Origin of the sequence: Roseovarius confluentis, from assembly GCF_002917925.1 — a bacterium.
Taxonomy (GTDB): domain Bacteria; phylum Pseudomonadota; class Alphaproteobacteria; order Rhodobacterales; family Rhodobacteraceae; genus Roseovarius; species Roseovarius confluentis.
The window spans coordinates 537,758-560,950 of sequence record NZ_PPFE01000002.1 but is presented as its reverse complement, the minus strand read 5'-3'; the positions used below and the strand labels follow the sequence as shown (position 1 = coordinate 560,950).

The 23,193-nt window shown below is 65.2% G+C and carries 22 protein-coding genes; 10 read left to right on the top strand and 12 right to left on the bottom strand.

From position 1 onward, the window contains the following. Positions 1-51 precede the first annotated feature (51 nt). Complete coding sequence (locus C2I35_RS07525; protein ID WP_103762385.1) at positions 52-873, bottom strand: transglycosylase SLT domain-containing protein; 822 nt, start codon at positions 871-873, stop codon at positions 52-54. Between the two features lie 140 nt (positions 874-1,013). Here C2I35_RS07525 and C2I35_RS07520 point away from each other — a divergent pair, with 140 nt between their 5' ends. After that, positions 1,014-2,321, top strand: coding sequence for a hypothetical protein (locus C2I35_RS07520; RefSeq protein WP_103762384.1), 1,308 nt, complete (start codon positions 1,014-1,016; stop codon positions 2,319-2,321). A gap of 355 nt (positions 2,322-2,676) precedes the next feature. On the opposite strand, the gene C2I35_RS07515 is transcribed toward C2I35_RS07520, so the two are convergent. Further along, entirely contained in the window at positions 2,677-3,912 is a 1,236-nt protein-coding gene (locus tag C2I35_RS07515) for a T6SS phospholipase effector Tle1-like catalytic domain-containing protein (protein WP_103762383.1), read from the bottom strand. Positions 3,913-4,085: 173 nt separating this feature from the next. Between C2I35_RS07515 and gatB the strand changes: the two genes are divergently transcribed. Continuing rightward, entirely contained in the window at positions 4,086-5,597 is a 1,512-nt protein-coding gene (gene gatB / locus C2I35_RS07510) for an Asp-tRNA(Asn)/Glu-tRNA(Gln) amidotransferase subunit GatB (protein WP_103762382.1), read from the top strand. 187 nt (positions 5,598-5,784) lie between these two features. Here gatB and C2I35_RS07505 read toward each other — a convergent pair whose 3' ends face one another. Further along, positions 5,785-6,267 (bottom strand): thioesterase family protein, encoded by a 483-nt coding sequence (locus C2I35_RS07505; RefSeq protein WP_103762381.1) that lies wholly within the window; start codon positions 6,265-6,267, stop codon positions 5,785-5,787. Between the two features lie 94 nt (positions 6,268-6,361). Here C2I35_RS07505 and C2I35_RS07500 point away from each other — a divergent pair, with 94 nt between their 5' ends. Then, positions 6,362-7,090 (top strand): FadR/GntR family transcriptional regulator, encoded by a 729-nt coding sequence (locus C2I35_RS07500; protein ID WP_103762380.1) that lies wholly within the window; start codon positions 6,362-6,364, stop codon positions 7,088-7,090. 180 nt (positions 7,091-7,270) lie between these two features. On the opposite strand, the gene C2I35_RS07495 is transcribed toward C2I35_RS07500, so the two are convergent. Continuing rightward, positions 7,271-8,605 (bottom strand): ABC transporter substrate-binding protein, encoded by a 1,335-nt coding sequence (locus C2I35_RS07495; protein WP_103762379.1) that lies wholly within the window; start codon positions 8,603-8,605, stop codon positions 7,271-7,273. 103 nt (positions 8,606-8,708) lie between these two features. Between C2I35_RS07495 and C2I35_RS07490 the strand changes: the two genes are divergently transcribed. Continuing rightward, positions 8,709-10,055, top strand: a complete 1,347-nt coding sequence (locus tag C2I35_RS07490; RefSeq protein ID WP_103762378.1) for a trimethylamine monooxygenase — start codon at positions 8,709-8,711, stop codon at positions 10,053-10,055. A 143-nt stretch (positions 10,056-10,198) separates the two neighbouring features. Here C2I35_RS07490 and C2I35_RS07485 read toward each other — a convergent pair whose 3' ends face one another. The 6 genes from C2I35_RS07485 to modA form a co-directional block, all read right to left on the bottom strand. After that, a complete protein-coding gene (locus tag C2I35_RS07485) occupies positions 10,199-11,863 on the bottom strand; it encodes an ABC transporter permease (protein ID WP_103762518.1) in 1,665 nt (554 codons plus the stop codon). A gap of 104 nt (positions 11,864-11,967) precedes the next feature. Continuing rightward, on the bottom strand, positions 11,968-12,120 hold the full coding sequence (hemP, locus tag C2I35_RS07480) for a hemin uptake protein HemP (protein WP_371931639.1): 153 nt from the start codon (positions 12,118-12,120) through the stop codon (positions 11,968-11,970). 20 nt (positions 12,121-12,140) lie between these two features. Further along, positions 12,141-12,305, bottom strand: a complete 165-nt coding sequence (locus C2I35_RS22105; protein WP_170067151.1) for a hypothetical protein — start codon at positions 12,303-12,305, stop codon at positions 12,141-12,143. 100 nt (positions 12,306-12,405) lie between these two features. After that, entirely contained in the window at positions 12,406-13,512 is a 1,107-nt protein-coding gene (gene modC, locus C2I35_RS07475) for a molybdenum ABC transporter ATP-binding protein (protein ID WP_103762517.1), read from the bottom strand. Continuing rightward, positions 13,509-14,213 carry a molybdate ABC transporter permease subunit gene (gene modB, locus C2I35_RS07470; RefSeq protein WP_103762376.1) on the bottom strand — a complete coding sequence of 235 codons (705 nt, stop codon included), beginning with the start codon at positions 14,211-14,213 and terminating at the stop codon, positions 13,509-13,511. The genes modC and modB overlap by 4 nt, the downstream gene beginning before the upstream one ends. Next, positions 14,210-14,971, bottom strand: a complete 762-nt coding sequence (gene modA, locus C2I35_RS07465) for a molybdate ABC transporter substrate-binding protein (RefSeq protein WP_103762375.1) — start codon at positions 14,969-14,971, stop codon at positions 14,210-14,212. Before modA ends, modB begins: the two co-directional genes overlap by 4 nt. Positions 14,972-15,169: 198 nt before the next feature. On the opposite strand from modA, the gene C2I35_RS07460 reads away from it, so the two are divergent. From C2I35_RS07460 to ptsP, 5 genes are all read left to right on the top strand, one after another. Beyond that, entirely contained in the window at positions 15,170-15,640 is a 471-nt protein-coding gene (locus tag C2I35_RS07460) for an NUDIX hydrolase (RefSeq protein ID WP_103762374.1), read from the top strand. Positions 15,641-15,718: 78 nt separating this feature from the next. After that, positions 15,719-16,180 carry a DUF1178 family protein gene (locus C2I35_RS07455; protein ID WP_103762516.1) on the top strand — a complete coding sequence of 154 codons (462 nt, stop codon included), beginning with the start codon at positions 15,719-15,721 and terminating at the stop codon, positions 16,178-16,180. Between the two features lie 66 nt (positions 16,181-16,246). Beyond that, a complete protein-coding gene (locus C2I35_RS07450) occupies positions 16,247-16,891 on the top strand; it encodes an SDR family NAD(P)-dependent oxidoreductase (RefSeq protein WP_103762373.1) in 645 nt (214 codons plus the stop codon). Positions 16,892-17,033: 142 nt separating this feature from the next. After that, on the top strand, positions 17,034-18,272 hold the full coding sequence (locus C2I35_RS07445; protein WP_103762372.1) for an aspartate kinase: 1,239 nt from the start codon (positions 17,034-17,036) through the stop codon (positions 18,270-18,272). A gap of 461 nt (positions 18,273-18,733) precedes the next feature. Continuing rightward, positions 18,734-21,007 carry a phosphoenolpyruvate--protein phosphotransferase gene (gene ptsP / locus C2I35_RS07440; protein ID WP_245890429.1) on the top strand — a complete coding sequence of 758 codons (2,274 nt, stop codon included), beginning with the start codon at positions 18,734-18,736 and terminating at the stop codon, positions 21,005-21,007. A 45-nt stretch (positions 21,008-21,052) separates the two neighbouring features. On the opposite strand, the gene C2I35_RS07435 is transcribed toward ptsP, so the two are convergent. Both C2I35_RS07435 and C2I35_RS07430 read right to left on the bottom strand, forming a co-directional pair. Further along, positions 21,053-21,841: an EcsC family protein gene (locus tag C2I35_RS07435; protein WP_103762514.1), complete on the bottom strand. Its 789-nt coding sequence runs from the start codon at positions 21,839-21,841 to the stop codon at positions 21,053-21,055. Positions 21,842-21,872: 31 nt separating this feature from the next. Continuing rightward, positions 21,873-22,358: a GNAT family N-acetyltransferase gene (locus tag C2I35_RS07430; protein WP_103762371.1), complete on the bottom strand. Its 486-nt coding sequence runs from the start codon at positions 22,356-22,358 to the stop codon at positions 21,873-21,875. Between the two features lie 95 nt (positions 22,359-22,453). Here C2I35_RS07430 and C2I35_RS07425 point away from each other — a divergent pair, with 95 nt between their 5' ends. After that, positions 22,454-23,062: a flavin reductase family protein gene (locus tag C2I35_RS07425; RefSeq protein ID WP_103762370.1), complete on the top strand. Its 609-nt coding sequence runs from the start codon at positions 22,454-22,456 to the stop codon at positions 23,060-23,062. The last annotated feature ends 131 nt before the right edge of the window (positions 23,063-23,193 follow it).

Below are 23,193 nucleotides of genomic sequence, written 5' to 3'. Positions count from 1 at the left end.
GCGAGAGGCTCGACGAGATCCGCCGCGCCGTCCGCATCAAGCGATCAGGGGCTACTCGATAACCGGAATCGGCTGCGGCTCGGGCGCCGCATCGGCGGCCGCCGGCAGTTCCTTCACGGCGGCCTCGCCCCCGGCCACCTCCGGCAAGTCCTGCACGACGGGCTCGGTCCCGATCGCCTCCGGTTCGGGCGCGGGCAAGGTGCGCACCACCACAAGGTCATCGGGCCGGGCCTGCGGGCGCACGCTGCTCATCGGCTTGCAATAGGTCTGCCGCCGCGTCCAGGCCATCATGTCCTGCCGTTTGCTCCGGCTGTGCAGCGGCCCCCAGTCGGCGGCCACGCCGCGCATCCCGCGCGACACCACGCCATCCCGTGCCACCGTCTTGGTCATGATCCGGATCGCGCAACTCAGGTTCGTCGGCCCGTGCTTCAAATCGCCTCCGCTCCGTCCGCGACACCCGTAAAGCCTTGCGGTCGAGGGCAGGATCTGCGTCAGCCCGTACCACCGCCCGCCGCCACCCACGGCGTAGGAACGATAGGTGCTCTCGTGTTTCACCAGTGCCGACAGAAAGCCGACCCAAAAGGCCCGCCTTTGCGCAGGGCCGGCATCGGGATAGGCCGGGCACCAGTCGCCGATGTCGCGCGGCACGATCTCGGTCAGCGGCCTGCCGTGATCCTTCAGCGCGGCCAGCGCCGCCCGTGTCCAGAGCTTGGAATCGCCTTTATGCTCCCACCGCGTGCGCGGCAGGTTTCCGTCGCGCGCGGGGGGGGATATCCGCGTGACCACGCCGTCCTTCAGGAAAACCGCGTCCTCTCCGGTCGCGGCAAGTGACTGAAAGCACAGGCATAAAAAGAAGGCAGCAAACCTGAGCATCGGCGCAGTCTGCCCCGAACCCCCCTGCGAATCAAGAACATAAGGGGGATAGGCAAATTCCCTCTTGTCTCCGCAGCAGTGCCGCTTTTTGGCCGGATTGCCGGGTCAGAAAGACCCTGACATAACGAGCAGGCCGAAGTATGGCACGACAGCCCCGACATGACGGCGCGCAGAACGGCGCGACCCGCCCCCATTCCGCCAAGGCGCCGCGCGGCCTGCGCAGGTGGTTCGCCCCGCGCGGCGCCCCGGCCCGCGCCGGGACGACACCGCGTCGCGCGGCCGAGGATATCGATTCCCTGGCCAAGCGCATCATCGTCCCGTCCCTGCCCGTCTCGGACGAGGAAATGGCCCGCGCCACACACCAGGACCGCGGCCAGAAACTGGCCCGGCAAGAGTCTTGGGATACCCTGTCGGACAAGATCCAGTATGCCGATCACACCCGCCTTGCCACCTCGGGGGGCGAGACCGCCTCGCTGCTGCTGGCCGCCGGCGCGCGCAGCGATATCGTCGCCGCCGCCGAGGACGCCTTGCGTGACGGCCAGCACCCGCCCGACGACGCCATCGAGGCGCTGGAAGAGGTGCTGGACGAGATGCCGGGCGACTACCCGTCGGCCCTCGTCGTGGCGCTCGCGCATATCGACATCGCCTGGGCGTGGCGCAATATCGCGGCGCGCGACGACCCCGCTGCCGCCGCCCGCGCCATTGCCCGGCATATCGCCAGCGCCGACGCCATACTGGAGCCCTATGACGGCCCCGCCATCGACGCGCCTTCGATCGCCGCCGCCCGCTGTGCCCTGATCGCCGCCTGTGAAACGCGCGGCCGCCGCGTGGCCGAGGAATACGAGGCCCTGATCGGGCTCGACCCCGCCGGCCACCGCCATATCCGCGCCATGGGGCGTCACATCCTCCCGCCCTATGCCGGCGGGGTCAACGCACTCGAGGTCGCCGCCCGCCGCATCGCCGCGGGCACCGAAGACACCTGGGGCGCCGGTGCCTATACCTGGGCCTATCTCGACGCCCTGTCCCTCGAGCCACGCGCGCTGGACTTGCTGGAACCCGGTTTCTTCATCGAAGGGCTGCGCGACATCCTCGCCCGCAAGGACGACCAGCACATCATCAATCTTCTTGCCGCCTTCTGCGCCATCGCCATGGCGCCCGGCGCGGGCGACCGGGTGCTCTCGCCCCATGCCGACCGCACGAGGGCCGAGATCCACGACTGCGTCGACTGGATCCTCGAACATCACCTGCAGGAACTGCACCCGCTGATCTGGTCCCAGACACTCCTGATGCCGGGCCACGCGCCACTTCTGCCGTCGCGCCGCGCGCTCATCGCCAAGGGCCGCCAGACCGCCCTTCGTATCATCGCCGCGCGCTTCGCCGGACATATCGCCGATGGCTCCTCGCTCACCTTCTCGCGCCAGGGCATGTACCGCCTGCCCGCGCTCTGAGAGCTTATGGGCGGGATCGTCGCTGCATCTCCGGCAGATCGGTTATGAGCCCTTGTGAGACACGGGTCTCGAAACCCCAGCCGGTTAACAGCCGCGACGCGGCCCGGCCATCGCCAGCCCCTCCCTTGGGCTGGCGATTTGGCTGAGGCTGGGCGCACCGATCCTTCCGAGGATGTATCTGGCAGGCATAAAGCGCTTCCGAATTGCCGTCGGATCGCCACCCCAGGAGCTGACGCTCGCCTCCGTCGCGAACGGCAGCGAAATCCGCACAACCGCAATTCGTAATCTCGACGCCTTCGCGGTGGAGATGCAACATTGTTAGACGACCAAGGACCCGTTCCGTTATTCCATGCCGTCAGGCGTCCCCCTCCACCTCTCCCACCACCACGTGATCCTCCGGGATATTGGGCTGCTGATAATCCGCCTTCGTCCCGCGCCGAACGAAAACCGAGGCATGCACCCGCGCGCCCTCGGGAATATGCCGGTACTCGCAGAGCGGCAGGTAGAACCCCAGGAACGTCTTGCGCCGGCTCAGGCTGTAGCGCGTCTTGTAGAACGGCAGGAACTCCACCAGCTTCCAGCCCAACGTCATCGACTCGTTCGGCCGCGCCAGCGGGTCGGGCGCGACGTACCGCCCGTCCGGATCGTCTCCCAGAACCAGCCGCCGCACCGTGGACTCCTTGAACGTCACCCCCAGCGGGCGCAGCTCGTCGATCATCCAGGCCAGCGGAAATTTCGCCAACTGGCTGCGCTTTTCCGGATAGCCGCCGCCCACATCTCCATGCACGCCCGAAAACCATACCTCGTCCACGTCCTGCGGCGCGATCTTGCTCTCGTCGCGGGGCCGGAACGCGCTGCCCCAGTATTCGCCGCCCCCGGGCCAGGGCGTCGGCAGGTACATCGTCCGCCGCTCGTCGATCGCCAGCGCGTGGCGCACCGACCGCACCGAAGGATTCTCGGACACATGCGCATGGTTGCGGATGCGCGGCAATCGCGCGCTCCATTCGATCACCGACCCCACCGTGTCAAACAGGCCCAGCGCCCGGATCGCGGGCCGCCGCGGCCGCAGCATCCGCTCGAACAGCCGCACCTCGGCGAAGGGGTTGCGCTCCGGCTCCCGCGCGTCGGTCACGTCCCGTCCCGTCGTCCGGCCGATATTCTTGTAGGCCCGGTAAGCATAATTCAGCAGGTTCAGGTTCCGCGCGTCGATCAGCCCCAGCGCGTGGATGAAACCCGCCAGCACCCGGGCGGTATAGGCGCCCCGGCTGAACCCGATGATATAGATGCGGTCCGGCTCCTCGTCGGTCCCGTTCTCGCGTTTGCCGTCATCGTAATGCTCCACCAGAAAGCGGTAGGCCTCCTTCACGTTGGCATCCAGCCCCCAGCCCGTGATCAGCCCAAAGACCTCCACCGCCCGGCGCCAGAAGGACAGCCAGGCGTTTTCCGCCCCGAAAGTTCCCACCCCGGGATCGTAGAACACCAGCTGGTGCTCGTCCTTCTTCAGACAGCCGTAAAGCCGCAGGATATTGGTCCGGTTGCGGGCAATCTCGTTCGACGTCCCGTCGCAGAGCAGGATGATGTTTTTCGGCATGGGCGACCTTTGTGCTTAAAAGAATTCTGGCGAAAAAACCGGCACAACCTTAAATCAATGCGACCAGTCTAACGCTCAACCGCACTTCCGCCAAGCCCGTCGCGCAGACGCCCTTGCCCGCGCCTCCGCTCTGGCCTAGAACCGCGCTGATACCTTGAACGGAGCGCGCAGACATGCTGGACCTGACCTATGAGACCCCGAAACCCAAGGTGATCGCCGGGGCGAAACAGGACTGGGAACTCGTCATCGGGATGGAGGTCCACGCCCAGGTCGCCTCGAACGCCAAGCTCTTTTCCGGCGCCTCCACCCGCTTTGGCGCCGAGCCAAATTCCAACGTCGCCTTCGTCGACGCCGCCATGCCCGGCATGTTGCCCGTGATCAACGAATTCTGCGTCGAACAGGCCGTGCGTACCGGCCTTGGCCTCAAGGCGCAGATCAACCTGAAATCCGCCTTCGACCGCAAGAACTACTTCTACCCCGACCTGCCGCAGGGCTACCAGATCTCCCAGCTTTACGAGCCGCTGGTGGGCGAAGGCGAAATCCTCGTGGACATGGAGCCCGGCATCGCCCGCCTGGTGCGGATCGAACGCATCCACATGGAACAAGACGCGGGCAAGTCGATCCACGACATGGACCCCGCCATGTCCTTCGTCGATCTCAACCGCACCGGCGTGTGCCTGATGGAAATCGTCAGCCGGCCCGATATCCGCGGCCCCGAAGAGGCCGCCGCCTACGTGAGCAAGCTGCGCCAGATCCTGCGCTATCTCGGGACGTGCGATGGCAACATGCAGAACGGCAACCTGCGCGCGGACGTCAACGTGTCGATCTGCCAGCCGGGGGCGTATGAGAAATACCGTGAAACGGGCGATTTCTCTCATCTGGGCACCCGCTGCGAGATCAAGAACATGAACTCCATGCGCTTCATCCAGATGGCCATCGACGTCGAGGCCCGCCGCCAGATCGCCATCGTGGAATCCGGCGGCAAGGTGGACCAGGAAACCCGGCTTTACGATCCGGACAAGAACGAAACCCGCTCGATGCGCTCCAAGGAAGAGGCGCATGATTACCGCTACTTCCCTGACCCCGACCTCCTGCCGCTGGAAATCGAACAGGGCTGGATCGACGACATCGCCGCGTCCCTGCCCGAACTGCCCGACGAGAAAAAGGCCCGCTTCGTCAAGGATTTCGGCCTGTCGGAATATGACGCCAACGTCCTGACCGCCGAGCATGAAAACGCCGCCTTTTTCGAGGAAGCCGCCGCGGGCCGCGACGGCAAGCTGACCGCGAACTGGGTCATCAACGAGCTTTTCGGCCGCCTCAAGAAGGACGACCACGCCATAACCGAAAGCCCGGTGTCGCCCGCGCAGCTGGGCGGCATCGTCGATCTCATCGCCTCCGACGCCATCTCGGGCAAGATCGCCAAGGACCTCTTCGAGATCGTCTATACCGAGGGCGGAGACCCCGAAAAAATCGTCGAAGAGCGCGGCATGAAGCAGGTCACCGATACCGGCGCGATCGAGGCAGCGGTCGACCAGATCATCGCCGACAACCCGGCGCAGGTCGAAAAGGCCAAGCAGAACCCCAAGCTCGCCGGCTGGTTCGTCGGCCAGGTGATGAAGGCCACGGGCGGCAAGGCCAACCCGAAGGCCGTCAACCAGATCGTGGCGCAGAAGCTCGGGCTCTGACCCCCGGAATTTTCATACGAAAATTCCAGAGCCCAGAAAATTCGAACGAATTTTCTGGGCCTTACACCACAGCACCGCCAGATCGCGCCCGGGGCACGCCGATAAAGCCGTCGGTCACCATGCGCTATTCTGCGATAAAATTCTACGAAGCTTTTCTGACATAGACCCTCGGCACCGGGAGCCGACGCTAGCCGCGGCGCCGCAATCCGATGCCACGTCCCGCCGCCTCGGGGCGCGGCAATGTCGCATGCGCCTGTGCCACCGTGCGCAACCGCGACAGAAGCTCACCCGGCATCGGCGCCACCTTCGGCCCCGACTGGTCCACGTGCAGCGCAACCCCCTCGCCCGTGGCCACCACGGTACCATCCTCACGGATCAGCTCCTGGAAGCTGTGAAATCGCTTCTCGTCGTGATCGAGGATGCGAAACGCGCCCTGCACCCGGTCGCCCAACTTCAGCTCGCGCAGATAGCGCACATGGAACTCCGCCGTATAGGTGGTGCACCCGCTGGCGGCACGATAGTCCGGCCCGAAACCGATCTCGGCATAGGCCTCGTCGGCGGCGCGGTCGAACAGGACGGTGTAATAGCCCATGTTCATATGCTCGTTATAGTCGATCCAGTCCGCCTCGACGGTCTGGAAGCTGGACAGGAAAGGTGCAGGTTCGCTCATGCGCCCCGCATATCACGCGGGTGGCGGGCATGACCACGCTTTACGCGCCCACCAGACCAATTTATACCAGTTACACCGAAATTGGTCTGGTCCGATGAGCACACAAACCGAAGACACCGCCCCCGAACTGCGCCTCGCCCACCCGGTTGGCGCCACCGTGCAGATCGTCGTCGACACGCTCTTCGCACGCATCAAGTCCGAGGAATATCCCCGCGACACCCGCCTGCCGTCCGAGCGCACACTGGCCGCCGAACTGGGCGTCGCCCGCAACACCGTGCGAGAGGCGCTCGACGTGCTCGAAGGCCAGGACGTGATCCGCCGCCGCCCCGGGGCCGGCAGTTTCGTCACCTACCGTTCCACGCCCCAGACCGTCCCCTCGCCCGATTCCGTCGCCGGCGAGACCAGCCCCCTCGATCACCTCGTCGTCCGTGGCATCCTGGAACCCGAGATTGTCCGGCTGGCCGTGGTGAACATGACGCCGCGCATGCTTACCGCACTGTCCGAAACCCTGTCGCGGATCGAAACCGTGACCACCGATATCGACGCCTTCATCGCGCTCGAGGAACAGCTCTACATCCAGATCGCCGAAGGCACCGGCAACGCGCTTCTGGCCTCGTGCTACCGGCTGGCCATCGACACCTACCACGAAAGCTATCGCACCCGCCTGCGCCGCCGCGCGCTCACGCCGCGCCGGATGCAGGAGTACCAGAAACGCTACAACACGCTCTACAACGCCATCGCCTCGCGCGATGTCGGCCAGGCGGTGGAGTTCATCAAGCTGCATCTCGTCGAGGAACAGAAACTGCTTCTGCAAGACGATTGACGCGCATTAACCCCGGTTAACGCAGGGCCAAGACTTTTCAAAAAGTCTTCGCAAAAGTTTTCAAAAAACTTTTGCGCCGCGCGCCCTGTTCACACCAAGGGGTCGCAGTATCGCACCGACGCAATACAGTCGGAAATACCGACGCGATACCGACGCGGGTTTTCGGGGTTCGGATCGCGTTTACCTTTGAGTCGCGTCCTCGTCCTGCACCACCCGCGCCCCCAGCGCCAGCACCCGCTCATAAGACAACCGCTGCTGCCACATCTGCCCAAGGTCCTGCATCTCGGCACGCAGCAGATCCTCGTACCGCCGCAGCCATCCCGGCACCGATCCGAACGCCACGACCCGGGCTCGCCCTTCCTCGATCCGCACCACCGGCCAGTCGCCGACCAGCGCGTTGTCGATCCCGAACACCTCCGCCCCCCACCACTCGGCGGGGCCGAAGGCGTGGGTCACCTCGCCCAGTTGTTTCATCGCCGCCAGCACGCTTGCCGGCGCGACGCTGTCGGCCTTTTCCACGGCGGCATGCCAGATATCCAGGATCGCCGCATATTCCCAGCTCACCGCGGTCCAGCTGTCGGGGTAAAGCGCATTGTATTCCTCGTAAAACGCATTCGGCTGGTTGAAGAAAAACGCCTTCTCGCTCAACGCCGGATCGTCGAAATCGGGAAACTGGAACACCAGCCCCTCCATGAAATCCGCACCCAGCCGCTCGACCAGCCGGTCGTAGTGATCGCAGGTGCAGGACAGGATTTGTCCTTTGAATCCCTTGGCATGCGCGTATTCCGTCATGGCGTGCACCATCGGCGTATAGCTCGTGCACCAGCACAGGATGTCCGGTTTCGCGGCCAGCATCGGCCCCACCACGTTCTCCGCCGGCGCGCCTTCTGCGGGGTACTGCACCTCGTGCACGATCTCGATTCCCGCTGCCTTGAACGCCGCGCGGTAGGTCGCCAGCGACGGCAGGCCCATCCCGTCCTGCTGCGCGCACAGCGCAACGGTCTTCAGCTCCGGGCGTTGCCTTCTCAGCCACTCCACGCCGGTCACCACGTAGACCGGATGCACCTCCGACGGCGCGATCAGGTAGGGCGCGTCCGGCGACAGGTCCGACGGCAACAGGGTCGAAGTCAGGATCCGCTTGTCCATCAGGCTCTGGCCCACGGCGCGATAGGCGTCCCCGCCCAGCATCATCATCAGCTTGATGTCATGCTCGCGCAGTAGCGCCTGCGCCCCCTCGCGCGCCGCGTCAACGCTTTCTCCACAATCGAATGCATGAATCCGGATCGGGTAACGCCGCCCCCCGATCAGTACGCCGCCCGCGTTGTTCAACCACCGCTCCCAGATGCGGCAGCCCTGCAATCCGGGCAGGCCCCAGCTTTCGGCCTGGCCCGACAATGGCGCCAGAAAACCGATATCCACCGTCCGCGCCATGCCCACCGACAGGCGTGGCATCACCCCCGAAAGGGCCAATCTTTGAGCAAAACTAGATGTTTCCGCGGCCACCGCACGCTCCATTAAGGAATCCTTGACAGACTGGTCCAGTCTTTGGCTTAGTAAAAGGAACCAAAAGAACCAAAGTCAATAATTGGTCCACACCAATCTAGGGAGATAAAATAGAATGGCCAAGAAAAGAGTTGCCGTCATCGGCGCGGGACCGTCCGGACTGGCGCAATTGCGCGCGTTCCAATCCGCTGCAGACAAGGGCGCCGAGATCCCCGACATCGTCTGCTATGAGAAACAAAGCGACTGGGGCGGCCTGTGGAACTACACCTGGCGCACCGGCGTCGCCGAGGATGGCGAGCCCTGCCATGGTTCGATGTACCGCTACCTGTGGTCCAACGGCCCCAAGGAAGGTCTGGAATTCGCCGACTACACGTTCGACGAACATTTCGGCAAGGAAATCGCCAGCTACCCGCCCCGCGCCGTGCTCTTCGACTATATCGAGGGCCGCGTGAAAAAGGCCGGCGTGCGCGACTGGATCCGCTTCAATAACGTGGTCCGCGACGTGCGCTACGACGACAAGACCGAGAAGTTCACGATCACCGCCCGCGATTCCAAGGCCGACAAGGAAACGACGGAAGAGTTCGACAACGTCATCGTCGCCACCGGCCACTTCTCCACGCCCAACGTGCCCCACTACCCGGGCTTCGACACGTTCAACGGCCGCATCCTGCACGCCCACGACTTCCGCGATGCCCGCGAGTTCGAGGGCAAGGACATCCTGCTGATGGGCTCCTCCTACTCGGCCGAGGATATCGGCTCGCAATGCTGGAAATACGGCGCCAACTCGATCACCACCTGCTATCGCTCCGGCCCCATGGGCTATGACTGGCCCGACAACTGGGACGAGGTTCCGGCGCTGGAAAAGGTCGACGGCAAGACCGCCTATTTCTCCGACGGTCACACCCGCGAGGTGGACGCCATCATCCTGTGCACCGGCTACAAGCACCACTTCCCGTTCCTGCCCGACGACCTGCGCCTGAAGACCGCCAACCGGCTGGCGTCCGACGATCTCTACAAGGGCGTCGTCTGGATCGAGAACCCCAAGATGTTCTACCTCGGCATGCAGGACCAGTGGTTCACCTTCAACATGTTCGACGCCCAGGCCTGGTGGGTGCGCGACTGCATCATGGGCAAGATCGCCCTGCCCGACAAAGCCACGATGGAGGCCGACTGGAAGAAACGCCAGGCCGACGAGGACGCGCTCGAGGACGATTACGCCTGCATCCGCTACCAGGGCGACTATATCGAGGAGCTGATCGCCGAAACCGACTATCCCAGCTTTGACCTCGAGATGGCCTGCCAGCAGTTCTATGCCTGGAAAAAGCACAAGAAGAAGGACATCATGGCCTTCCGCGACCACGGCTATGTCTCGCCCATGACCAACAAGCAGGCGCCCGCGCACCACACCCCGTGGAAGGACGCGCTGGACGACAGCCTCGAAAGCTACCTGCAAACAAGCTGAACCGATTATGCGCCGGCTCGCCATGCCGCGGGCCGGCGCATTCGCTGGCACGGCTCTTCCTCTGGCCAGAAATATCCCGGAGAGCGCGAGAGGCAGCGCCTCTCGCCCCGGTCGGTGCGGGCGCAGCCCGCGGCGAAACCGCTTTACCCAGCTTTGACCGCAGCCCCCAGTCGCGCCGCCCGGCGCCCGGGCTCCTCACGTCCGATAGACCGGCACAGCACGATCACCGGCAACAGTCCGAACGCCACCAGCACCAGTGACGGCACCGCCGCCTCGTGCAGCCGTTCATCCGCGGCCAGCCGGTGCGCCTGTACCGCAAGCGTCTGAAAGTTGAACGGATGCAGGATCAGCGTGGCGGGCAATTCCTTCATCACGTCCACGAACACGATCAAGAGCGCCGTCAGCACCGAAGACCGCGCCACCGGCAGATGCACCCGCATCAACAGCTTCGGCCCCGACTGCCCCAGTGACCGCCCGATGGCATCGAAATGCCCCGGCACCGTCGCCATGCCGCTGTCATAGGCGTTCAGGGCCGCGGCCATGAACCGCGTCATGCAGGCCAGCACCATCAACCAGATCGACCCGGTGATCAGAAGCCCCGTGTCGATCCCGAAGTTACCTTCCATGAACCTGTCGATCATGTTGTCGAGCGCGGCCATCGGCACCATCAGCCCCACGGCGATGACGCCCCCCGGCACCGCGTATCCCAGCCCGGCGCCAACCACCAGCGCCTTGCTGCCCTTTGTGGGGCGGGTCCGGGCGCGGAAGCCGATCAGGATCGCGCCCAGCACCGTCAGAACCGACGCCACCGTGGCAAGCACCACCGAGTTCTGCATGAACCCGATATAACGCGCCGCGAACAGGTTCTGGCCCGAGCCGACGGCCATCGTCCCCAGCATGATTACCGGCACGATAAAGCCCAAGAGTACGGGAACGACACAGATCATCGTCGCGATCCATCCCGCACCGCCCGTCAGGCGCGGCTTCTCGAGCGCTTCGAACCGGGCGCCCCGGCCTGCCGTCTGCGCCCGGCCCCGCTGCGCCCGCTCCAACCCCGCCACCAGCAGGGCGAACATCAGCAGGCACAGCGACAGTTGCGCCGCCGCGGGCCGGTCCCCCAGCGAAAACCACGCTTGGTAGATTCCCGTGGCAAAGGTCTGCACGTTGAAGAAGGCAACCGTGCCATAGTCCGCAATCGTCTCCATCACCGCCAGCAGCGCACCCCCCGCGATGGCAGGCCGTGCCATGGGCAACGCCACGCGCCAGAACGCCTTCATCGGGGACTGCCCCAATGTCCGCGCCACAAGAAAGGCGTTCGACGATTGCTGCCGGAACGACGCCCGCGCCAGCAGGTAGACATAAGGATAAAGTACGATGATCAGCATCAGCGCCGCACCGCCCAGGCTTCGGATTTCGGGAAACCAGTAGTCGCGCGGACCCCATCCCGTGACGTCGCGCAGCAGCGTCTGAACCGGGCCAGGATGGTCCAGCAGATAGGTATAGGCATAGGCCAGAACGTAGGCCGGAAAGGCCAGCGGCAGCGCCAGCGCGATCTCCAGCCAGCGATGCCCGGGAAAGCGATAGACCGTCACCAACCACGCGGTGACCGACCCGATCACGGCCGTGGACACGCCCACCACCATCACAAGGATCAGCGTCGTCGCGGTGTATCGCGGCAGGACGCTGGACAGCACGTTGCGCCACGTATCCAGATCACCGGTGAACGCCGCCAGCGCCGACGCGAGGATAGGCGCCACGCAGAGCGCGACGATGATCCAGGCCAGGCGATGCAGCAAGCTTTCGGACATCCGGCGGGTCCCCTTGAAAACGACCGCCTTTCGCTGCCACATCCGGGCCGAACTTGCCAGCAGAAACCTGACGATAATGGTTTACCCGGCCCGGCGCCGGGACGTCACTTCGTCAGGATAAGCTTGCCCGCGCGCGTGATCCGCAAAGTGTAGACCTTGCCATCCAGCGTGATCTGCGCGGTCGTTTGCCCGCGCGTCAGCTCGCGGGCATCATGCGCGGTGTCGCCCGCCTCGCTTGCCGCAACAAGCTGCGGCATCTCCTTTGTCTGCGCGCGGATCATGCCCCCGGCTCCCCGGCGGTCTGCAACAGCCGCTCCAGCATAAGGTCAAGGCACAGCCCGCTTGTCATTGCGGCTTCGAGAAGGGTGAAGGAACGGGGTTCCGGCAACAGTTTTTGCCGCGGCTCTCGGCCAGCACTTTCGGGGTGAGGCATCACACGCATGATCGCGCTCCATTGCTTGCGATTTCGGGGGATGGCTGACCTTGCAGGCTGGCTTTAGATATTTCTGATTGATTTAGTCAGAAAAGTCAACGGTCGGATTTCAACCCGGCGACACACCCGCCGCGCCGCCGATGCTGCCACGCGGAATCGCGGTTGCGTTCAGGATCGCAAAGCATGTCATGCCAGGCTCAAGCCCCATCTCGGTCGCCGCCCTTTGCGTTATCCGCGCCAAGAATACATCTTCGCCCGCGCGCAACTGAACGGCAACACCCGGCCCCATTCCGCGATGCAGCGCCAAAACAACGACAGGCAGCACATTGTGCGACGACAGGCCCTCGGGCGCCGCCTTTGACAGAAGAACATCCTGCGCCAGCACCCGCAGCCGGATCGTGCTGCCCTCCGGCGCCACCACCCCGGGCAACAACAGCTCGCCCCCCGACAACGTCAAACGGCTCAACCCGTCGGTCCCGTGCTCGGCCACATGTGCAGGCAGGATCGCGCCCGCCTCCCTGATTCCCACCAGCGGCAGCGCCTTGGGGTCGCTCAACACGGCCTCGGCCCTGCCCGACAGCACCACCTGCCCACGCTGCATCACCACCAGGTCGTCGGCCAGCCGCGCCACCTCGGCCAGGTTGTGCGAGACGTAGACGATCGGCACCTGCGCCACGTCGCGCAGCCGTTCCAGATAGGGAAAGATCTCGTCCTTGCGTGGCTCGTCCAGCGCCGCCAACGGCTCGTCCATCAACAGCAAGCGCGGCCGCGACAACCACGCCCGCGCCAGCGCGACCCGCTGTTTTTCACCGCCCGACAGCGTGCCGGGCCGGCGCACCAGCAACGCCTCCAGCCCCAACAGCGCCACGACCCGTTTCATCTCTGCCCGGTCCAGCCCCCCCGGCGCGAACCGCGCCCCGTATTCGATATTGGCCCCGACGCGCATATGCGGAAACAGCCGTCCGTCCTGAAAGACATAGCCGATACGCCGTCGCGCCGCCGGCAGATGCACGCCTTGCGCGGCGTCGAACAACACCGTGTCGGCCAGCGCGATCCGCCCGGCATCGGGCCGCAGCAGCCCCGCGATGGCATTGACGACGCTGGACTTCCCGGCGCCCGATGGTCCGAAAAGCGCGGTCACCCCGGCGCCAGCCTCGAACGCCACATCCAGGTCCAGCCCCGGAAACCGATGCCCGATCTCGACGCTCAGGCTCATCGCGGCGCTTCCTGCCCGATGCGTCGCGCCACGCGCCGGGCCAGCCATTCCGACACCAGGACCGCGCCAAGTGCCACGACGATCGCCAGCACGACAAGACGGATCGCCGCCGCCTCGCCGCCCGGCACCTGTAGAAAGGCGTAAACCGCCGATGGCAACGTCTGGGTCTCACCAGGGATGTTGGCGACAAACGTTATGGTCGCACCGAACTCTCCCATCGCCTTGGCAAACCCCAGAACAACCCCCGCCAGGATCCCCGGCGCGATCAGCGGCAGCGTCACCGTGCGAAACCGTGCCGCCCGCCCCGCGCCCAGCGTCTCGGCCGCCGCTTCCAGCTTGGGGTCCACCGCCTCGATCGCCAGCCGGATCGCCCGCACCATCAGTGGAAATCCCATGATCCCCGCTGCCAGCGCCGCCCCGGTCCAGCGAAAGGCCAGAACGATTCCCCAGTCCGCCAGCACCCGGCCGACGAAACCGTTCGTCCCGAATGTCAGCAAAAGCAAGTACCCGGTCACCACCGGTGGCAGAACCAGCGGCAGATGCACCATCGCACTCAGCAGCGCCTTGCCCGGAAACCTCTTCCGGGCAAGCACCCAGGCCACCGCGACAGCCGGGGGCAGGCTGATCGCCACGGCCCATGCCGACACTTTCAGAGACAGCGTCAGCGCGGCCCACTCAGCCTCGCCAAGGCCAAGGGTCATGGCGCGTCCCCGACACGCGAAAAGCCATGCGCGACAAAGGCGTCACCGGCTCTTTTGGAAACCAGATGCTCAAGCACGGCCCGCGCGCCGTCATTGTCGGCCCCCGTGACCAGTGCCATGGGATAGACAATAGGCGTGTGCAAGTCCGGGTCGATCCGGGCCAGAACCCGTACCCCCGGATCGGCCTGCGCATCACTGGCATAAACCACGCCCAACGGCGCCTCGCCGCGCGACACCAGGGCAAGCGCGGCGCGGACATTGTCCGTCTCTGCCAGCTGGGGGCGCAGTGCATCCCAAAAACCACCCGCCTGCATCCATTCCCGGGCGTAGATGCCGGCCGGCACCGCCTCCGTATGCCCCACGGCCAGCCGCCCCGCGTCCAGACGCTCGCGCAGGGTGTCGGCATTCAGCTCGCCCAGATCCGCCGCGCCGCGCGGCCCCACCAGCACCAGCCGGTTGCCCAACAGGTCCGTGCGCGTCGAGACCGCAATGTGACCATTCTCTTCCAGCCAATCCATCCAGGCCACGTTGGCAAGAATCACCACCTCCGCCGGGGCGCCCTGCGCCAACTGCCGCGCCATCGTCCCCGACCCGCCATAGGACACGCGGACGTCGATCCCGGACCCGTCCAGCGCCGCCTCCAGCGCGCCGCGCAACGACGCCGCCGCGAAAATCGTCACCGGCGCGTCGGACCGGGCCGCCCCGGCGCTGGCAAGGGTCGCGCAAATGATTGTGAAAACGCCGAAAATCCGTATCATGGCGCAAGTATCCTGCACTTGCGGATGCGACACAAGACCTGCCCAACGCCCCGTCTATTGCATGGGACATGCCCCCGCCGACACGGACCGGAATGTTTTTTGAGACCATCATAGAAATTTCATGTGAATCAGCGATAAATATGTTAATACTACGTATATACGTTCCGACCTGAGAAGGTGGGCACCAGAGATACCCCGATGACCTTACAGGGCAAAGATCAGCTTCCACTCTCGCTGCGGATCGCGGACAAGCGCGATGTGCGCAGCCAGTTCGGCGCGCTGTGCTACCGCATGAAGGGCGGCAAGCCGCAGGTCCTGCTGATCACCTCGCGGCGCACGGGCCGCTGGATCATTCCCAAGGGCTGGCCGATGGAAGGCAAGACCCCGGGGGAAAGCGCCCTGCGCGAAGCCTGGGAAGAGGCCGGCGTGCGCGGCAAGGTCACCGGCCCCTGTCTTGCGCTGTTTTCCTATTCCAAGGGCGTCGGCGCGGTCGACAAGCTGCCGTGCGTCGTGTTGGTCTATCCCGTCAAAGTCCATGCACTGGTCGACGACTTCCCCGAGGCCGGTCAGCGCAAGCGTCGCTGGATGAGCCTGAAGAAAGCCGCCAAGCGCGTCGGCGAGCCGGAACTGGCGCACCTCCTGAAGTCATTCGACCCCCATCGCCTCTGACGGATAAATCGCTCGCCCTGCTTGATTTTTACCGCATTCCGCCTATCTTCACGGATGGTTTCGCAGCGGAGCAATCAGGTGATCAAATTCACCCTCAAATGCATTCACGATCATCAGTTCGAAAGCTGGTTCCAGTCTGCCGAAGCGTACGACAAGCTCCACGCCGCCGGTATGGTCTCTTGCGCCGTTTGTGGCTCGGAGTCGGTGACCAAGGCCTTGATGGCCCCCAGCGTCCGCGCCAGCCGCGACGCCGTCCCGGCACCGGCCCCGACATCGGCCGCCCCCGACACTGGACCATCGCGCCTTTCGGCCCCGACCGATCCCCGTGGCAAAGCCATTGCCGCACTCAGAACCCGGATCGAGAAAAACTCGGAATATGTCGGCCTCGAATTCGCGGCGCAGGCCCGCGACATGCATGATGGCCTGACCCCCAACCGCGCCATCCACGGCGAGGCGAAGCCCGAGGAGGCCCGCAAGCTGATCGACGATGGCGTGCCCGTCTTGCCCCTGCCTTTCGTGCCGCGCCGCAAAGCGAATTGATCTTTTGCCTTGTCTCCGCTCTCCCGTGAGGCAAGGGTTTTCACTTTCACTGCAAAAGGACGTCCCATGCATGTCGTGATCACAGGCGCCAACCGCGGGATCGGCGCCGCCTTGGCGGAGCGGTTCCGTCAGCGCGGCGAAACCGTCACCGGCACCTCGCGCGACCCCGGGTCCGACCACACGCTGGACGTGACCGACCCCGCCAGTCACCGCGCCTTCGCCGCACGGCTTGACGGCACGCCGGTTGACCTGCTGGTTTGCAATGCGGGCGTTTACCTGGACAAGGGCGAGGCGCTGCCCGACGGGTATCCGACAAAGATGTGGGCCGACAGCTTCGCCGCGAACGTCACCGGCGTGTTCCTGACGGTGCAGACCCTTCTGCCCTGTCTTCAGGCCGCCCACGCAGGCAAGATCGCGATCATCTCCAGCCAGATGGCCAGTGACGAACGCGCCCCGGGTGGCAGTTACATCTATCGCGCCTCCAAGGCCGCGGCACTGAACCTCGGGCGCAACCTCGCCACGGACCTCGCCCCGCTGGGGCTGGCCGTGGGCATCTATCATCCCGGCTGGGTGCGGACGGACATGGGCGGCGACAGCGCCGACATTTCCATGGACGAGGCCGCATCCGGGCTGGTTCAGCGGTTCGACGCGCTGGATCTCGAGACCACCGGATGTTTCCAGACCTGGGATGGTAAAGATCACCCGTACTGATCTAGGCCGCATTTTCTTTGACACAGAAAGCGCCCAAGAAAATTCGTACGAATTTTCTTGGGCGCGCGGCGCGCACGCTCGGCTCTTGCCCTTCGCCGCGCACGCGCGTAAAGCACCTGCGATCTGACCCAAGGACGCAGCCATGCCCCTGCTCGTGATGAAATTCGGCGGCACCTCGGTGGCCAATATCGACCGCATCCGCCGGGCGGCGAAACGTGTCGGCGTCGAAGTGGCCAAGGGATACGACGTGATCGTCATCGTCTCGGCCATGGCCGGGCGCACCAACGAACTGGTGGGCTGGGTGGACGAGATCTCGCCGATGTACGATGCCCGCGAATACGACGCCGTCGTCAGCTCGGGCGAGGTGGTCACCGCCGGCCTCATGGCGCTGACCTTGCAGGAAATGGATATTCCGGCCCGCAGCTGGCAGGGCTGGCAGGTGCCGCTGAAGACGAACTCGGCCCATTCCGCCGCCCGGATCGAGGAAATTCCCACCGACAACATCAACGCCAAGTTCGGCGAAGGCATGCAGGTGGCCGTGGTCGCGGGCTTTCAGGGAATCAGCCCCGAGGGCCGCATCACCACGCTGGGCCGGGGCGGCTCTGACACGACAGCGGTGGCTTTCGCCGCCGCCTTCGGCGCAGAGCGCTGCGACATCTACACGGACGTCGACGGCGTCTACACCACCGACCCGCGCATCACCGACAAGGCGCGCAAGCTCGACCGCATCGCCTTCGAGGAGATGCTGGAGCTGGCAAGCCTGGGGGCCAAGGTCCTTCAGACCCGCTCGGTCGAGCTGGCGATGCGCTACAACGTGCGCCTGCGCGTGCTATCAAGCTTCGAGGAACAATCGGACGACGCAGGAACCCTGGTCTGCGCCGAGGAGGAAATCATGGAATCAAACGTGGTCAACGGCATCGCCTATTCCCGCGACGAGGCGAAGATGACCCTGATCTCGGTGGCCGACCGCCCCGGCATCGCCGCCGCCATCTTCGGCCCGCTGTCGGATGCGGGCGTCAACGTCGACATGATCATTCAGAACATTTCCGAGGAAGGTCGCACCGACATGACCTTTTCCTGCCCCACCAACCAGGTGGCGCGTGCCGAGAAGGCCCTGCAGGGCGCCAAGGACCGCGGCGAGATCAACTTTCACGACCTCGTGGCAGACACCAACGTGGCCAAGATCTCGGCGGTGGGCATCGGCATGCGCAGCCAGTCTGGTGTCGCCGCCAAGATGTTCCAGACGCTGCGGGACGAGGGAATCAACATCAAGGTCATCTCGACCTCCGAGATCAAGATCTCGGTGCTGATCGACCGCAAGTACATGGAACTGGCCGTGCAATCGCTGCACGACGCGTTCGAGCTGGACAAGACCGCCTGACCCCGCGCGCGGCCTCGGGGCCGCCGCGCCAGTGCCAGGTGAAACAGCACACCCACCGACGCCAGCCCGGCGAACACCAGCACGGTTGTCGCCTCGCCCAGCCGGTCCAGCATCACGCCGATCAACCGCTCAAGCTCGGCACCACGCCCCGTCGGGCTCACCGACGGATCATGCGACATGACCGCGCTCGCCACCGGAACGAACAGGACGAAATAAATGCCTGCGAAAACATAGTGCTGCGGCGATCCGCGTCGCGGCAATGGTATCGGCATAGGGACCTTGCCTGTCTGGCGAACGAAGGTTCGTTCCAAGCGCTTAACCAAGACGAGCTGGCAAAACAATCACGATATCCGGGCACTTGCCCGGGCTTTACCGCCCCGCGCGCCACCGGGTGACATTGCCATTTCACAATACCCGCAACCTGTGATTTAAACGTCCCGGCTCACGGCCAGAACGGCCCCATGGAAAGGCTTCCGAACGCCATGACACCTTCCGGCGATCAGATCGAGACGGACAGCCGCCAGATGCTCTCGCGCCTGCGCGCGCTCATGGCCGAGGACGCCGCCGGACAGGCCCGGCTGGACGCGATCACCACGCTTATCGCAGAGGAAATGCGCACCGAGGTCTGCTCGATCTACCTTTTCCGCGACGAGCAGACGCTCGAGCTGTGCGCCACCGAGGGTCTCAACCGCGACGCCGTGCACCAGACCCGGATGAAGCTCGGGGAAGGTCTCGTGGGCCGCGTGGCCCGCACCGGCAATGTCGTCAACACCGACGACGCGCCCGGCGCACGCGGCTTTCGCTACATGCCCGAGACCGGGGAAGAGGCCTATTGCTCGTTCATGGGCGTGCCGATCCAGCGGCTGGGCGAAACCTTGGGCGTACTGGTCGTGCAGTCCAAGCAGTCCCGCGAATACTCCGACGAAGAGCTTTATGCCGTCGAGGTCGTCGCAATGGTCATCGCCGAGATGGCCGAACTGGGCGCCTTCGTCGGCGAGGGCGCGGCCATGTCGGCCCGTCACCAACAGCCGGTGCTGTTCCGCGGCGGCATCGCCCAGGAAGGCGCGGCCCAAGGCCATGTCTGGCTGCACGAACCCCGCGTCGTGGTCACTAACCCGATCGCCGAGGACCCCACCCGCGAGTTGGAGCGCCTCGAAGAAGCCGTGGACGCCCTGCGCGTCGGTGTCGACCGCATGCTCAGCACAGCGGCCACCGGCGACAAGGAACAGCTTCAGGTGCTCGAAGCCTACCGCATGTTCGCCAATTCCAAGGGCTGGATGAATCGGATGGAGGAGGACATCGCACGTGGCCTCTCGGCCGAGGCCGCGGTGGAAAAGGAACAATCCACCACCCGCGCCCGGATGACCCAGGTCACCGATCCGTATTTGCGCGACCGGCTCCACGACCTGGACGACCTCAGCAACCGTCTCTTGCGAATCCTCACCGGCCAAGGCGCGGAAACCGGCGCGGAAATGCCAGACGACCCGATCCTGATTGCCCGCAATATCGGCCCCGGCGAATTGCTGGACTATGGCCGCCGTCTGCGCGGTATCGTGCTCGAGGAAGGCTCCGTCGGATCGCACGCCGCCATCGTGGCCCGTGCGCTCGCCATCCCGCTTGTGATCCACGCCAGCCGCATCACCAACGAGGCGCTGAACGGTGACTTCGTCATGGTCGACGGCGACCAGGGCATCGTGCACCTGCGCCCAGACGACAACGTCGTCACCGCCTTCCGCGACAAGATGGCGATGCAGGCGCAGGCCCAGGAACGCTACGCCTCGATCCGCGACAAGCCGGCGGAAACACTCTGCGGCACCCGGCTGGCGCTGCACATGAACGCCGGCCTCATGGCCGACCTGCCCAGCCTCGAAGGCTCCGGCGCCGAGGGCGTGGGCCTTTTCCGTACCGAGCTTCAGTTCCTCGTGCGCGCCCACATGCCCCGCCGGTCGGAACTGAGCGAGCTCTATGCCCACGTCATAGACGCCGCCAAAGGCAAGCGCGTCTGCTTCCGCACGCTCGACATCGGCTCGGACAAGGTGCTGCCCTACATGAAGGTGGTGGACGAGCCCAACCCCGCGCTCGGCTGGCGTGCGGTGCGCGTGGCGCTCGACAAGCCCGGCGTGATGCGCATGCAGCTTCAGGCGCTCGTGCGCGCCGCCAAGGGCCGACCGCTGTCGGTCATGTTCCCTTTCGTCGCCCAGCGCGAGGAGTTTTCCGCCGCCAATGCCGAGATGAACAAGGCGTTGGAACGCGAGCGTATCCTCGGCCATCCCCTGCCCTCCGAGATCGAGGTGGGCGCCATGCTGGAAACGCCATCGCTGGCCTTTGCACCCGACTCCTTCTACCGGGAAGTCGATTTCCTCTCGATCGGCGGCAACGATCTCAAGCAGTTCTTCTTCGCCGCCGACCGCGAGAACGAATTGGTACGGCGGCGCTATGACACGCTCAATGTCAGCTTTCTCAGCTTCATCGAATCCATCGTGAAACGCTGCGAGGCACACGACACCCCGCTCAGCTTCTGCGGCGAGGATGCCGGCCGCCCGGTCGAGGCCGCCTGCCTGGCGGCCATCGGCCTGCGCAGCCTGTCGATGCGCCCGGCCTCCATCGGGCCGGTGAAATCCATCCTGCGTCGCATCGACCTGGGCGAGCTTTACGCGGTGATCGACGGCGTGCGCAACGCGGGCGACCAATCCGTGCGCCCGGCTGTGATGGATTATCTCAAGGGCAAGCTCTGAGGCTCAGAAAATTCGTACGAATTTTCTCGGGCCCGGCCCCGATCCTCAGGCCCGCTTGACGCTCGGAAGTTCCACAAGGTCGCGAAAGTCTTCCAGCAGCTCTGCATGATCGCGGTCGGCCTCTATCGCCAGACGGCGCAGCCCGAAATGCACATGCGCCATCTGCTGGTAATAGCTGGTAAAAGCATAATTCGTCGCCGCCCCCGCCGCCGCGCCCAGCACGGGCACCGTTTGTGCGGCCAGCTTCTGGCCCAGCACCGTGGCCAGCCTTGGCGCGACCTTTGCCACAAGCGCCTGGACCGCCTTGCCGGTCACCGCAACCCGCGTGCTGAGAAACGCCAGATCGCTGCCATCGTCATGGTCCAGCGGCCCCGCCGCGGCAAAGACCTTGATACAGTCATATTGCACGCCCGGCTCGTCCGGGTCGAAGCCGTATTCCGCGGCCACATCCTGGATCGCGCGCAACAGCACCGTGGTCGTGACGGGCAGTTCTGCCAGCGCCGTGGGCAGCCCGCCCGCGCCGCCCGCCGCGCCCATCGCCGTTGTCATCGCGCGGCTCAGCCAGCCGGGACTGTCCGGAAAATAGCCACGCGAACGGTGCGCGGTCTCCATCGCCATCCGCAGCGCCCGTTCGGTGCTGTCGTCCAGCCGCGATCGCACCGGCACCGGCAGGCGTGACAACAGCCCCTCGGCCTGTCCGCCGACCATGTTCAGAACCTGGATGCCGACGTTTCCGGCCCGCCGGTGCCGCTCGGCCAGCGCCTTCAGGCGCGCCTCCACCGCGGTCGCATCTATCGCCGCCGGCAGGATCTCGGAATAGGTTTTCTTGACCATGGTGAAAAGATCGGTCACCGCGCCCGCTTTTTCAAGCGGCACGCGTGACTTTGCCGACAATCCCCTCCCATGCACCGGGGATCAATTCCATGCCAAGCACCCGCTCGGGATTGGTCGGCGGCGGCATCTTCACCTTGTCCAGCCGACTGAAACCGAACCGCTCGTAATAGGGCGCATCGCCCACCAGCATCGCCCGGTCCCAGCCGGCCTCGTGCCCGATCCGCAACGCCTCGCGAATGAGGTACCCGCCCAGCCCCTCGCCCTGCCGTGTCGGGTGCACCGCGATGGGCCCCACCAGCAAGGCCCGCGCCGTGCCGATCCGCACCGGCCAGACCCGGATCGCCCCGGCCAGGATGCCATCCGCATCCCGCGCCACCAGGCACAGCGCCGCCACCGGCGCCACGCCCTCGCGCAGACGGTAGGACGACAGCGCCTCGCGCCCCGGCGCGAAGCACAGGTCGTAAAGCGCCTCGACCTCCCACCAATCCTCGCGTGTCTCTTGGCGCAGGTTGTACACAGGCGCTTTATCCTTCGAAAAACAGGTGGATCGTCGCCTAGCACGCGGTTAGGCCTATGTCCAAACGCAATCGCAAACAGCCCCGAAGGACGCCCATGTTCTACCGCCCCGAAGACGGCCACGGCCTGCCGCACAACCCGTTCAATGCCATCGTCGCGCCCCGCCCCATCGGCTGGATCTCCACCCGCGGCAGCGACGGCTCGGAAAACCTCGCGCCCTATTCCTTCTTCAACGCCGTGGCCTACGTGCCGCCGCAGGTGATGTTCTCCTCGACTTCCGCCAAGCCCGACCGGGGCGACACCAAGGACAGCGTCGCCAATATCCGCGACACCGGCGTCTTTTGCGTGAACATCGTGGAATATGCCCTGCGCGACGCGATGAACCAGACCTCGGGCCCCTGGCCGATGGAGACCGACGAGTTCACCGACGCCGCCATCGAGCGGGCGGCCTGCGAAACCATAGCATGCTCGCGCGTGGCCGCCGCCCCCGCCGCGCTTGAATGCAAACTGACGCAGATCGTCGACCTGCCCGGCAAGGCCAACAAGGTGGTGTTCGGCGAGGTCACAGGCGTCTACATGCGTGACGATTGCCTGAAGGACGGCATCTTCGACGTGCTCAGCTTCAACCCGCTGGCCCGGATGGGCTACAAGGATTACACGGTGGTGCGCGAGAAATTCGCCATCGCGCGTCCGGGCGAAAGCTAAAGGGACCGGCCGCGCGTCGCATCCGCGCTCAAATCAAGGACACGACCCCGTCCCGGGCCTGACCCGGGACCTCGATGACAAAGGGATCCCGGATCAAGTCCGGGATTCGACATTGCGTAGGGTGGGTGAAA